Annotated in this window: 13 protein-coding genes and 1 pseudogene; 12 read left to right on the top strand and 2 right to left on the bottom strand. The window is 36.0% G+C overall.

Annotated features, from left to right (window positions below; genetic code table 11):
• Positions 1-10 precede the first annotated feature (10 nt).
• From KI363_RS12745 to KI363_RS12720, 6 genes are all read left to right on the top strand, one after another.
• Positions 11-1,018: a serine hydrolase domain-containing protein gene (locus KI363_RS12745; RefSeq protein ID WP_212966523.1), complete on the top strand. Its 1,008-nt coding sequence runs from the start codon at positions 11-13 to the stop codon at positions 1,016-1,018.
• A gap of 49 nt (positions 1,019-1,067) precedes the next feature.
• Positions 1,068-1,877, top strand: a complete 810-nt coding sequence (locus tag KI363_RS12740; protein ID WP_212966564.1) for a class I SAM-dependent methyltransferase — start codon at positions 1,068-1,070, stop codon at positions 1,875-1,877.
• Between the two features lie 132 nt (positions 1,878-2,009).
• Positions 2,010-2,654 (top strand): Type 1 glutamine amidotransferase-like domain-containing protein, encoded by a 645-nt coding sequence (locus KI363_RS12735; protein ID WP_212966522.1) that lies wholly within the window; start codon positions 2,010-2,012, stop codon positions 2,652-2,654.
• A 129-nt stretch (positions 2,655-2,783) separates the two neighbouring features.
• Positions 2,784-3,215, top strand: coding sequence for a GNAT family N-acetyltransferase (locus KI363_RS12730; protein ID WP_246516858.1), 432 nt, complete (start codon positions 2,784-2,786; stop codon positions 3,213-3,215).
• 62 nt (positions 3,216-3,277) lie between these two features.
• Entirely contained in the window at positions 3,278-3,622 is a 345-nt protein-coding gene (locus KI363_RS12725; RefSeq protein WP_212966521.1) for an ASCH domain-containing protein, read from the top strand.
• 21 nt (positions 3,623-3,643) lie between these two features.
• Positions 3,644-4,084 carry a GNAT family N-acetyltransferase gene (locus KI363_RS12720; protein WP_212966520.1) on the top strand — a complete coding sequence of 147 codons (441 nt, stop codon included), beginning with the start codon at positions 3,644-3,646 and terminating at the stop codon, positions 4,082-4,084.
• An 8-nt stretch (positions 4,085-4,092) separates the two neighbouring features.
• Here the strand turns inward: KI363_RS12720 and KI363_RS12715 are convergent.
• Positions 4,093-4,431 (bottom strand): annotated as a pseudogene (locus KI363_RS12715) (MFS transporter); the annotation flags it as partial.
• A gap of 67 nt (positions 4,432-4,498) precedes the next feature.
• On the opposite strand from KI363_RS12715, the gene KI363_RS12710 reads away from it, so the two are divergent.
• The 6 genes from KI363_RS12710 to KI363_RS12685 all read left to right on the top strand — a co-directional run bounded on the left by KI363_RS12710 (position 4,499) and on the right by KI363_RS12685 (position 10,609).
• Positions 4,499-4,873: a hypothetical protein gene (locus KI363_RS12710; RefSeq protein ID WP_212966519.1), complete on the top strand. Its 375-nt coding sequence runs from the start codon at positions 4,499-4,501 to the stop codon at positions 4,871-4,873.
• Between the two features lie 147 nt (positions 4,874-5,020).
• Positions 5,021-6,265, top strand: coding sequence for an MFS transporter (locus KI363_RS12705; RefSeq protein ID WP_212966518.1), 1,245 nt, complete (start codon positions 5,021-5,023; stop codon positions 6,263-6,265).
• 459 nt (positions 6,266-6,724) lie between these two features.
• Complete coding sequence (locus tag KI363_RS12700) at positions 6,725-7,315, top strand: manganese efflux pump (RefSeq protein ID WP_212966517.1); 591 nt, start codon at positions 6,725-6,727, stop codon at positions 7,313-7,315.
• Between the two features lie 139 nt (positions 7,316-7,454).
• Complete coding sequence (locus KI363_RS12695; protein ID WP_212966516.1) at positions 7,455-8,087, top strand: DUF1232 domain-containing protein; 633 nt, start codon at positions 7,455-7,457, stop codon at positions 8,085-8,087.
• 13 nt (positions 8,088-8,100) lie between these two features.
• A complete protein-coding gene (locus KI363_RS12690; RefSeq protein WP_246516856.1) occupies positions 8,101-9,060 on the top strand; it encodes an LCP family protein in 960 nt (319 codons plus the stop codon).
• A gap of 709 nt (positions 9,061-9,769) precedes the next feature.
• Positions 9,770-10,609 carry a class I SAM-dependent methyltransferase gene (locus KI363_RS12685; protein ID WP_246516855.1) on the top strand — a complete coding sequence of 280 codons (840 nt, stop codon included), beginning with the start codon at positions 9,770-9,772 and terminating at the stop codon, positions 10,607-10,609.
• Positions 10,610-10,996: 387 nt separating this feature from the next.
• Here the strand turns inward: KI363_RS12685 and KI363_RS12680 are convergent, their stop codons facing one another.
• Complete coding sequence (locus KI363_RS12680) at positions 10,997-11,812, bottom strand: class I SAM-dependent methyltransferase (protein WP_212966515.1); 816 nt, start codon at positions 11,810-11,812, stop codon at positions 10,997-10,999.
• Positions 11,813-12,119: the final 307 nt, after the last annotated feature.

Below are 12,119 nucleotides of genomic sequence, written 5' to 3'. Positions count from 1 at the left end.
AGATAGAAACATGCTGGAGTACAACCATTTTAGAAGTCTAAATGATTATGTATCTAAAATTCAAACGGAAATTGGCGCTACTGCTGCAGCAACTTATATTATAAAAGATGGGCAGGTTGTCAATGAGTGGTATTCAGGAAGACACGACTCTTCTAAAGAATCACGAATCGTAGATGAACACACTCAATTTAATGTTGGTTCAATTCGTAAAACATATCTTGCCCTAGCTATAAGTTTGTTAATTGAACAAGGCCAGATTAAAAGTATTGATGATGAAATTGCAAGCTATGTAGAGGCTTATAAAGATATAAGTGAAGGAGTTACTTTACGGCACCTGCTTACACATACGCACGGATTAATTGAGGAAGAAGGGAAGATAAAAAGGGAGTTTTCCCCTGGAGAAAGTTGGGAGTATACAAATACAGGTATCACAATGTTAATTCGCTTAGTTAAGCATTTATCTGGTAAAAACTTAAGCGATTTCATGAAGGGTATATTAAAAATTTTTAATCTTAATGAAACTGGATGGAGAACAGAGAATAATGAATACCTAATTTACAACTATTACGAGGATAAGGATACTTGGGTCGGACCAAATGATAGTAAGGCAGGAGACCAAAGTAATTTGTTTGTTAGTGCAAAAGATTTAGCTATGTGGGGGTATATTCACCTTAGAAAAGGCTGCCTCTCGGGAAATCAAATTCTGCCGATAAGTATTTTTGAACGTGTAACGACACTTCAAACTCCAAAAGCCTTATCCAAACACTTTCCACGAAATGGTTTTATATGGTGGTTACAAAGCGATAGCCCTTTTAATCAATTAGGAGAGAATCTACCAAGTTGTTCTTACCAGGTACTGGGTATTACAGGATGCGCTTGCCTAGTTGTGCCAAAATATAATGCAGTAGTAGTAAGAATGTATAACCAGTTAAGAAACCCCAAAGGGTATGATTATCTAAGTGATATAAGACATTTTGGTAATTTAGCGAATGATCTTTTATTCTCTTATTCATCATGATATGTTTTATAGAATCAAATCGGGAATGAGTATAGAAAAGGTGAAATGGATGAGCAGTATAATTAACTATTACAATCAGTTTGATGAGTGGGGAAGGTTTGAACGAGAACCGATTGAGTTCCAAGTAAATTGGCATTATATGAAAAAATATTTGCCGAAAACGGGAGATGTTCTTGATAATGGGGCAGGTCCAGGAAGATATTCAATGGAGCTCGCTAAAGAAGGTTACAAGGTAACATTAACTGATTTAACTCCAAGGTTAGTTGAAGTTGCTAAAAATAAAGCGAAAGAGCTTGATTTAGAAGGACAATTTAATGGTTTTTATGCTGCTGATGCGAGAGAACTTAAAATGATTGAAGATGAACAATTTGACTCATCATTAATGCTTGGTCCAATGTATCATTTGCAGGAAGAGAATGAACGTATTTTGGCAGTTAAAGAGTTAAATAGAGTAACGAAAAAGAACGGGCTTGTTTTTGTTGCCTTTATGCCTAGAATTAGGTTCATACTCACTTCGCTCTTATCTCCTGAGAATTGGAAACCAAACGATAATATGGATTCCATTCTTCAATTTTCTCAATCAGGTTGTTTTAATCACGCAGACGAGGGACGTTTTACAGGAGCGTATTACTTTAACATTGATGACATCAAACCTTTTATGGAAGCACAGGGGTTTGAGACTTTAGATCTCATCGGTTCCAACCCAGCTTCCATATTAACCAATGATAGTTGGAATTACTGGAGAGATAAAGGAGAACAAGAAATTGAAAAAATAATTGATTTAATGAAAGAAAAAGCAACTGATCCTTATATTTTAGGTGTTTCTTCTCACTTGCTTTATGTTGGTAGGAAAAATTAAAACCTAATCATTTCTTTATGATTTTATATAATTCTTAACTTCTGTCAGTGTGGCAACCCTTTTAAAGTTTTGTACTGAAAGATGGGATACATGTAGAAGGATGTAAGAGATTTAACGGTCGAGGGGATCTAAATGGGAAAATTGTTCTTTTATAGTGACCAAATAGCTGAATCACCTGGTAATAAAAGATTGGATAAATTTCTATTTAATAATAGGAAAAATAAAAATATTAAAATTGGCTATATTGCTTCTACGGAAGACAAAGATAAAAAATATTTTAATACAGAAGTGCAATATTATTGCGATTACGGGGTAAGGAATATAATGTTTTTTGACCTATATAGTGAATTTGACCCTTTGAAAATTAAAGAATTAATAAAATGTGATATTATCCATCTTTCAACAGGGAACCCAATTGAATTTGGGAATGCTATCAAGAATCGTAATATGGAAAATGTTTTATGGGAGTATTTTAAAAATGGAGGAACCATTGTAGGTGTTAGTGGTGGAGCTGTTCAACTTGGCAAATCTACTAAATTATTTCAATTGTTTTCGGGGGATTTAAGTAATCAGGATTCGGATACTTTACAATTTGTAGATTTTGAATTTCTACCGCACTATAATCGTTGGAATGAGGATTTTAAGCGAGAAGTCCTTAAATACTCACAAGAAACGGGTACAATGATTTATGCGGCTCATGATGGTGATGGAATTATAGTAGATGGAGATAGCATCCAGATGATAGGTGATATCTTAGTTATTGGCAATGAAAAATAAGTTGATTCTTCTTAAAACTTGCAGGGCGCTAATAGAATATCGGGAGTTTAGTTGGAGATTCTTTAAAAATTAGTGATCAACATAAATAAACGTCTCATGAAGTTTAGGTTTAAAAGGGAGGTGTAGAAAGTGCAAATCAGAGAAGCAACAGTAAATGATATCGAGGTATTAACTTCACTGATGGAGCAACTTGGTTATCCTACTACAATTGAAAGTATGAGAATACGAATGAATAATATTGAATTGAGTTCTGATTATCACACACTATTAGCATTATATGAAGGAAAAGTAGTTGGGATGATCGGATTGGTTAAAGGTTATTATTATGAGATGGATGGCTCCTATGTTCGTATTGTGGCTTTAGTTGTAGATTCTTATTTTCGTGGTAAAGGGATAGGAAAGAAACTTTTAAAAGAAGCAGAAAGTTGGGCAAGAAGAATTGGGGCTACCGGAATTGGGTTAAATAGCGGGAACCGACCGGAGAGATTTAACGCTCATAAATTATACAAGAATATGGGATATATAGAAAAAAGTATAGGTTTCGCGAAAAGTTTAATCTAAATCTCCTTTCAAAGAAAAACGGGGCAGGTTTATGTAATAAGAAATGAATGGGAGTGGAGATAATGGAACACAAAATGGGACTTTATGAAACCCCTTTTAATTCAATAAAGTCAGGCAAAAAAACGGTGGAAGTAAGGTTATACGATGAAAAAAGGAGAAAATTAAACATCGGGGACACGATAAAATTTACAAGACTTCCAGATCGTCATGTGACGTTAGTGGTTGAGGTTATCGGATTAAGGCAGTATCCAACGTTTAAAGAAATGTACGAAAGCATTCCTGCAAGTGATTTTGATGCTGTTGGTGATTCAATTGACGAAATGGTTAATCAGACTTATAAAATATACACTCCAGAAAAAGAGAAGGAATGGGGGACAGTGGCAATCACAATAAAGTTACTAGATTAAGTCAATCTTTATCAAGGAGGGATGGCTTTGAAGTGTGTAAATATTGCTGGCTTTCCCGATCAGCAGTTACTTAACCAGATTCTAAGTCTACATGAAACAATCTTCAAAGATTCCGACACATTCAAAAGCACGGCAAAAGCTAAGCCAAAACTTCTCTTTACGGTAGGATTCAAAAAAGGAGAAGTTGTAGGGTATAAAATTGGTTATGAAATAAACTCTGACATTTTTTACAGTTGGCTTGGAGGAGTTGATGAAAATCATCGAAATCAAGGTATTGCGACTAAACTAATGAAGGAACAACATTTGTACATAAAAGATAAAGGGTATAAGCTTGTCCAAACCAAAACGAAAAATAAATGGCGAAACATGCTTATTATGAATATCAAATATGGCTTTAATGTAGTCGGGATAGATACGGATAAACCCGATGATCCGAAAATTATACTTGAAAAAGCCTTATAATGACAAGCACCGGCACTAAATCCTTGGAGCAAACGAAAGAAGATGAATCTGGAAATGTCCCAACTAATTCCAATAAAAACAGATTACCCAAAAGCAATAACTGTACCGACGAAGATTTTCTTTCCGTCACTAGACACTGGAACCGCAATCGCAAGGGCTAAAACATAACCTGTAATGTAGCATTGAACAGTATCTAATGTCGTATTGAAATCGTTCATTAGTTTATCGATAGCAATGTTCACCATCGTTGAGGCAAGCATTGGAGTAATTGCGCCAAGAGCAATTGCCCAAGCAGCCGTGAGAATTTCTTTTGGTAATCCTGGTTCCTTTCCTTTATCTTTTGACATATGATTCTTCTCTCATACTAAAGAAGCAGTTTGAACAAGAGTTTGAGAATTAAAGGGGTGAGTTTACATGTTAAAATCAAAGTTTTTTATTATAACAACAATACTAATGTTTGGCTTATTATCCATTTTTATATTTCAAAAAAAGGACGTGATTTTTCAAGAAGGGAACCCAATACCGTTGGCTGTGGCCATATCTAAAATTGTTTTTCAAGATAAAGAAATAGCTGAAGTAAAGGGGAAGGAGGAAGTGAATGGGATATACGGATATATAGTAAAACGAGGGGAGATGGAGCCATACATTAAAATGATGGAAAAAGAAGGATGGCATTTTGTAGAAAGAAACGAGAATTCAAATGCTTTGGTATTTGAAAAGGAAAACACGACTAAAAGTGTTGCTTATCAATATTATACAAGGTGGTACACGATATTTTATTCTTCCTAATGGGTGCGTTAAGGCAATAACTTCTGATCCGAAAATTATACTTGAAAAAATGTATAAAAGGTAAGATGAGTATATTGCAATTGGGGAAGGTATATAACAAAAAAATTCTTTGGACTTAAGCTAACAATAATCTAGGAGTACACCATAATGAGATTAAATATTATCAATAGAAATTTTTCATCGATGTGGTTTTCTAATTTACTTGCCATTTTAAATAGTAGATTTAGAGAATTAGTCATACCCTTAATTGTTTTAGGTTTAACTAATTCCCCATTAGTTACTGGAGTTGTGGCACTTTCGCAACAATTAGGAACAGTATTATTTGCAATGCCTATAGGAACATGGGTAGAGAAGAAGAACAAAGTTCGAGTAGCAAGAACTTGTCATCTTATATACGGGATTGGTATTTTCTTACTTGCCTATTTGATAACGTTAGAACAATTAAACGCAGCATTAATCGCATTTATTCTATTTTTAATGGGAATAGTCGCCTTAATAAGTGGCACGGCTTTTTCGGCAATGATTCCTCGTATTGCAGGAAGGGAAAAGTTATTAGAAGCACATACGAGTTTGGAAGCTGCAGACGCAATTGTCACTTTAATTGGGCCAGCATTAGGTGGGTTTTTATTAGCTAAAACAGGATCATCCATAACATTATGTATCTGTGCTGTACTATCCTTATTATCAGCACTCTTTATATCGTTAGTCCGAAATAAAGAAATAGATTTTCAACAAAGTAATGACGTTTCAAGTAAAGATAAAACAACAAATTTCCTTAGACAATCGGTAGACGGACTAAAATATCTTATTGCGAATACTCAACAATTGATAAACATTATAGCTTTAAGTACTTTAGGGTTTTCTACGGTATTCATTGTTCTAACGGTTCTATTTCATGCAAGGATATCTTTAAATCTTTCTGAAGAACTTATAGGTATTTTATTATCAAGTGCTGGTGTCGGAAATATCATGGGCGTTTTAATAATGAAATTGTTTAAAAATAGGAGTTGGCTTTTACTTCTCTGTTCATTACTTTTCTTTTCATCTTTTGGTGTTTTTGTTATTCTTGCAACAAATAATTTTATAATAATGTGTTTGGGTATGGTGATTTTTGATGGTGCACTTTCAATGGCATTTGTTGTTCAAGTATCGGTGCATCAAGGCATTACACCAAATAACTTTCTAGCGAGGGTTAAAAGCGCTACATATGTTATTGGTGGGCTATCTACAATGGCGGGGACATTTTTAGCTGGGGCTATTCCCGAGTTCTTATCCTCTAGAATTGCGCTTGCATTTGGAGTATTCGTCCTAGCAATTCCAGCATTGTATATGCTAAAGTTTCGGAAAATCAGTGTAAAACTTAGTCAAATTGAAACGATTAATATGAAATAAATTTATCCAGTGTGAAAACATTTCTAGGCAATGCAAATTATATCGGTACAAAAGATCAAAAGTCTCTATGTTATTCAAGTAAAAAAGAAACGGCTATCGGTTTAATGATTCATAATTAAATAACAACTTTATGTTAACCCTATCCTATTTTATATGATAGGGTTATTCGTTTATAAGGGATGAAATTCAATGCGATTATTGTTCTGCGATGGGAATGAAACACTGTGAATATGTTGCTTTAACAAACGAAGAGGGGTGATTGTCGTCGCGCTTTTAGCCGTTCATCCTATTTCATTAAAAGGCGCTTGTGCCATTGTGTTTATTGAGGAAGGTTTTGGATAGAGTTTTGGTCTGAAAGTCATTGTTGTCAATTCGTCAACAAATTTCTTTAGACAAGATGCCAATAAGCAACAAACATAGTACAATAAAGCAAATCGTTAAAGGGGTGTTTTGAATTGTATGTCAACATGGTTAATTATTGCTTTACTAACAATCTCCTCCAGTATTGATAATCTAGGAGTAGGTTTGTCATATGGTATACGCGGTATTCGTATAAGCACCTATTCCAATTGTATCATTGCCTTAATTTGCTTTTTGTTTAGTGTGGTTGGAATTTACTTTGGCATTTGGATCGCTCATATACTACATGGTGGTCTGCCAATTATCTTAGGGGCTGTAATACTAGTGATAATTGGAATCCGTATTATCTTATTGGCGAAACCAACCAATTCGCCAAAAGCAACATGTTCATTAAACAAAAGTGTTGCTCCTCAGGATTCTTCTTATATCGGCATTGGAGAGTCTATTATTTTAGGAGTTGCTCTATCCGCTAATGCCCTCACAAATGGGGTAGGGGCTGGGCTTTTAGGGATTTCTCCAATTCTTATTTCGTTTTTAGCAGCTGCAGGAAGCTTTATCGCGATTTGGGTTGGGGTGACTTGGGGCTTCAAATTAATCAATGTCCGCATAGGAAGGTTTACTTTAGGTGAATTCGGAACTTTCATAAGTGGCATCTTATTAATTTTTGTCGCCGTGTTATTTTTTTTATAAATAAAAAATCGGTGCAAGTTTAGAAGGTTAGAAGCTCGGGCCTGACCTTTAAATAGCTCAGGTCTGGGTGTTGACAAAGTGTCAACGATTTTGTATAGTTTACTGCGAGATAAATAAGTTTTCGGAAGGGAGTATACCAATGAAGAAAAATCAAAGTGAAAATGATCAATTAGGCGTGCTTTTAAAACGTTTATTAGAGAAAGAATCCCTTTCCATGAGAAAATTAAGTGAACGAACTGCAATTGATACAGCGACTATATCGAGAATCATTAATGGAAAACGAAATGCTACGCTTGAACATCTACACCAATTTTCTCTTCATTTAAATATTTCCATGAATAAGCTTTTAGAGGCTGCTGGTTATCCCATTAGCGAAGAAAAAGTTGAATCAGAGCTTAGTGAGCACATTGAAAATATTCAACATTCACTCGAGCCATCTATCGCTGAACTTTCTAAGGAAAACATCGAGCGAAAATTAAAGGAATATGCTGCCTTTGTGCAAACCTCTGATGGAGAGGAAGAAATATTATCAGGCTTTGAACAGAAAATTAAGAAAGTAGATAGTGTGGGACCATTCATTAAAAATTTAAAAGGGTTTTTTGAGAAATTCCGACTAAAAAGAGCTTCTTCTGCGGAGTTAATTTTAATGGGTAGCGTCCTTTTATATTTTATTGTGCCGGTTGACGTGATACCAGATTATATTTTTCCTATTGGTTATATTGATGATGCATTAGCTGTGCAAATGATCGCAAAAAGATTAGGGGAGTTTTAAAGGAGGAGATGATTTGAGAACGAAGACTAAAAAATCAAGATTAAAAAAAGCAATGATAGGATTATGCCTATTTACTAGCTTTTTAGTTTTGTTCTTAATTATGTATAGTGTTAACGAATATCAAAAAGGATTAGCGAGTAATGCAGATGATCAAGAAATAGGTGACTTGGTAGAAACGAAGCAGGAACCTTTTCAAGGAGAGGAGGTGAAGTTTGGAGAAATTAAGATTCTCTTGATCGGTAGTGATGCTCGAAAAGGGGAACAAGGTCGTTCTGATGCTTTAATGATTGGATACTATAATCAAAACACTCACCAAATTAAGTTAGCATCACTCATGCGGGATACATATGTAGATATTCCTGGTTATGGCATGCAAAAATTAAATGCGGCTTATTCATTTGGTGGGCCTGAGTTAGTTAGAAAAACAATCAAACATAATTTCGATTTAGATATAAATTATTATGCGATTGTTAATTTTACCGGCTTTCCGAAACTAGTCGATTTGGTTGCTCCAGATGGAATAGAAGTGGATATAGAAAAAGAAATGTCAACCGGTATTGGTATGACATTGCATCCTGGTAAGCAATTGTTAGATGGAGATGAACTATTAGGTTATGTACGATTTAGGAAAGACCAATATAATGATTTTGGACGAGTTGAACGACAACAAGAGGTGTTAGCCAAGGTTTTAGATGAAGCTGTTACTGTCCATAATATTGCTCAACTTCCGAAAATTGTTGGTACGGTAGCATCTTATGTGGACACAAATATAGATAAACGTATTTTATTTACAATGGGAAAAGACATTATAACCAACAAGGCAGAAGAAATGGATAAAATGCGCATCCCTATACCAGATTCATTTACGGATCAGAATGTCGATGTGGGCGCAGTCTTAAGCATCGATCTTGAAGAGAATAAACAAGCATTAAATGAATTTTTTTCAGAAGAGAGTATAGCCTTAAAAGAATAGAGTGATAGCTGATCAGCTATAAAAGACGAGAAAACTTGATTAGGATTATTCCTGTTCAAGTTTTCTTGCTGTTAAGCCAGGAAACTATAAAATTCTAGCTTGTGGATAAGTTCTGATAGTGTGTATTGACGTCTGGCTCCAGCGCCCAGCGACTAGCAAATTTTCAGCTTCTTCCTATGATAAGTCAACATCGGCTCCTTCGTCGCCGTGTTTAGGCTAACAGGATGTTAGTCAGAACGGCGTTGCGCCAGGACGGCGCGTCTTTAGCCGTTCAACCTTATTACTTTAAGTTTGTACGTCGCTAAACGGGCGCTTACGCTTTTGCTCCTGTTTATACAAGTGTTGCATTCTTCATTCAAAAGGTACTCCATTTTCAAAAGGTGGGGTCGGAAAATACCGGGAATTTTACGGGTGATCTATGACTGAAAAAGTTTTTATCTTCCGTGGTTGCGAAATAGCATGGCGACGAATCCGGAAATATTTCATTTTAGCATCATGATTTTCGACTACTAAATAGTAAATTATTAGAATACAATAATTTTACAGATGGATTGGAGCGAAGGGTTCAGGCGCCCTCTTTCATTATGGGTATATGATTAAGACGCTCTAAAGGGCAGTCATGTATATATCGTGACTTGAGAAATTTTCTAATCGATTATAGGTGTAATGGAAAAGCGAAATATAATAATAGGAAAAAAGGAGCTTCCTAATGATGAATCCATTTAATTCAACTTATAATGTCTCCCATTCCAACATTGGAGTAGAGGCAGAGATTGATCGACTTAAGGCACAGGTCGAGATGAGTTGGGAGAAAGAATTTAGAAACCTGAAGTGGTTGGGACTGTCTGATGGGATGAAGGTGTTGGAGGTTGGCTGTGGACCGGGATTTGTTACTGAGAAACTTGTTGAACGTTTACCGCAAAGCAATATTTCAGCATTAGATATTGATAACAACTTATTAGCCACAGCAAAACAACGATTAAATAAGGCAACGAATACGAATATTGAATTTATACACGCTTCTGTGTATGATACAGGTCTTCCTGAACATGAGTATGATTTTGTTATTGCACGCTTAGTCTTTCTCCATCTTTACGAGCCAGAGAAAGCGGCTTTAGAAATTTTTAGAGTATTAAAACCAGGGGGCAAGTTTGTGATCATTGATATAGATGATGGAATTTTTGGTGTAGTCGAACCAAAAGACGACAATTTCCAGTCTGTTATCGATAAGTTCATTGCCATGCAAGGAATGGCAGGAGGCAATCGTGAAATTGGACGCAGTTTACCTCGTTTACTTAAATCAACAGGGTTTTCTAATATTGAAATGGATGCCATTTCTGTGCACAGTGATTTAGTTGGCAGAGAGGGTTTTAAAGAGCAATTTAATCCAAAAAGATTTGAAGCGTTTTATAAGTTTGGCTATCTATCTAAAAGTGAGTTCCAAAGTATTGATAAAGCATTCGAAAATTTGATGGAAAATCCCGATTCATATGCATTAATGTTTTTTTTAGTAGCAAGTGGCACGAAACCTGTAACCGTTGATGATTAAATCACGTCATTCAGAATAGGGGAGAGTTCATTAACGATATTGTTTATAGAGGATGTTCAAAAAGTCCGGTAAAAATGACACTGCGAATTTCTTCGTTGGCTTGCTTCTTCGCTCCTTGGAAAAGAAAACCACTTTTCCGGCGTGCGATGCGGATTCGGGGAAGCTTTCCTTGTGCTCATGTATCTAAATGCATACATTCCGCTGCTCAAAGCTGCGCCGCCTCGAACTTTCGACGTACAGGACGTACTAGTGTCGGCGTTGCTGACAGGACGTCAGCGCCTTTAGCCGACTTGGTCCTTTTTATCCTCCTTTTTGAACACGTTCTTATAGACAGATTTATGCAAAAACACCATTTTGAAAAGCTCAAAAGGTATTTTTTACTAAGGCTTATTTTATCCCCAGACGCATGCGATAGCTAAAGAGGATGTCTTGCGCTTGACCATTGAAAGCTTGTTGTACATGATGTTGGAAAGCTTGAATTTCCTTATGTAAATCATCAGCCCCAAGTTTTAATGCTGTCTGTAATCCGCCTTGGCTTAAAGCAATATTGGCATAACGGGTGGCATCACAGCGCTCCCATTGATGGAACACGATTTCTTTAGAAAATGAAAAAAGCTGAGATTCGCGAATTTGTTGTAGATGTTTGTTTTTATCCCATTTAAAAGCCAATTGCCCGGCTGGTGCAAGTTCAGCTACACGAGATTCGGCAAGAGCAATCAAGGTTTGATAATGCTCCTCCACTTCTTTTGTAAAAGTGGGGGGCCAGTCACAATCATAGGCGGCAAAGACTCCGCCAACACGCAGAACACGAGCAAATTCACGCAAGGTTGGTTGCGGATCCATCCAATGGAACGATTGAGAACAAGTAAGAATATCGACCGAATCAGCATCTATATCTAGCTGATCAGATAGTCCCTTCACAAACCGAAGATTTTCCGGCTCCTGCTGCGCCCGCCAATGAGAGATGGCAGTCTCACGCATATCATCATTCGGTTCCACTCCGATAATATCCTTCGCTTGATCTAACCAAATGAAGGAAGACAATCCGGTTCCACAACCAACATCAACGACTCGGTTAGGTGCTTGCGATAAATATCTCGTTAAAATATGGACAACATCGGCTGGAGGTACAGGACGGTTTTTATCATAAAGCTGACTGTAGCCTAAAAAGCGCTCCACATTATTCGCACGAATACCCTGCATAAATTTCATCCTTTCATGATTCATCATGGTTGTTTTGATTATAGCACACGTGAATTTAGATTCTTCAAGAAGAAATATTTTATAAATCTAAAAAGTGCATATTCATTGAAGAAAAACAAATTTTAAATTTGGTTTTATCTAAGCGGCCATAGGGCTTTAGAGTTTGAATCCAATTCTGAAAATTGAGTTAAGAAGATATTGACTGAAAAAAACAGGAATCATTCCTGTAAGCATTACAATGATGATTCCTGCCTCAAACAGTGGAGTCGAAATATGTCGAAAATTTTATTTGACTACAACTAGCGAA

The organism is Lederbergia ruris (genome assembly GCF_018332955.1).
Classification (GTDB): domain Bacteria; phylum Bacillota; class Bacilli; order Bacillales; family Bacillaceae_C; genus Lederbergia; species Lederbergia ruris.
The sequence above is the reverse complement of the archived record's forward strand: the minus strand, read 5'-3'. Positions and strand labels throughout refer to the sequence as shown.

What these genes read in the sequence shown, in the direction of transcription:
- KI363_RS12745 (WP_212966523.1), top strand. Translation starts at nt 11, where the DNA reads ATGCTGGAGTACAACCATTTTAGAAGTCTAAATGATTATGTATCTAAA.
- KI363_RS12740 (WP_212966564.1), top strand. Translation starts at nt 1,068, where the DNA reads ATGAGCAGTATAATTAACTATTACAATCAGTTTGATGAGTGGGGAAGG.
- KI363_RS12725 (WP_212966521.1), top strand. Translation starts at nt 3,278, where the DNA reads ATGGAACACAAAATGGGACTTTATGAAACCCCTTTTAATTCAATAAAG.
- KI363_RS12700 (WP_212966517.1), top strand. Translation starts at nt 6,725, where the DNA reads ATGTCAACATGGTTAATTATTGCTTTACTAACAATCTCCTCCAGTATT.
- KI363_RS12685 (WP_246516855.1), top strand. Translation starts at nt 9,770, where the DNA reads ATGATGAATCCATTTAATTCAACTTATAATGTCTCCCATTCCAACATT.
- KI363_RS12705 (WP_212966518.1), top strand. Translation starts at nt 5,021, where the DNA reads ATGAGATTAAATATTATCAATAGAAATTTTTCATCGATGTGGTTTTCT.
- KI363_RS12735 (WP_212966522.1), top strand. Translation starts at nt 2,010, where the DNA reads ATGGGAAAATTGTTCTTTTATAGTGACCAAATAGCTGAATCACCTGGT.
- KI363_RS12710 (WP_212966519.1), top strand. Translation starts at nt 4,499, where the DNA reads ATGTTAAAATCAAAGTTTTTTATTATAACAACAATACTAATGTTTGGC.
- KI363_RS12720 (WP_212966520.1), top strand. Translation starts at nt 3,644, where the DNA reads ATGGCTTTGAAGTGTGTAAATATTGCTGGCTTTCCCGATCAGCAGTTA.
- KI363_RS12680 (WP_212966515.1), bottom strand. Translation starts at nt 11,812, where the DNA reads ATGCAGGGTATTCGTGCGAATAATGTGGAGCGCTTTTTAGGCTACAGT.
- KI363_RS12695 (WP_212966516.1), top strand. Translation starts at nt 7,455, where the DNA reads ATGAAGAAAAATCAAAGTGAAAATGATCAATTAGGCGTGCTTTTAAAA.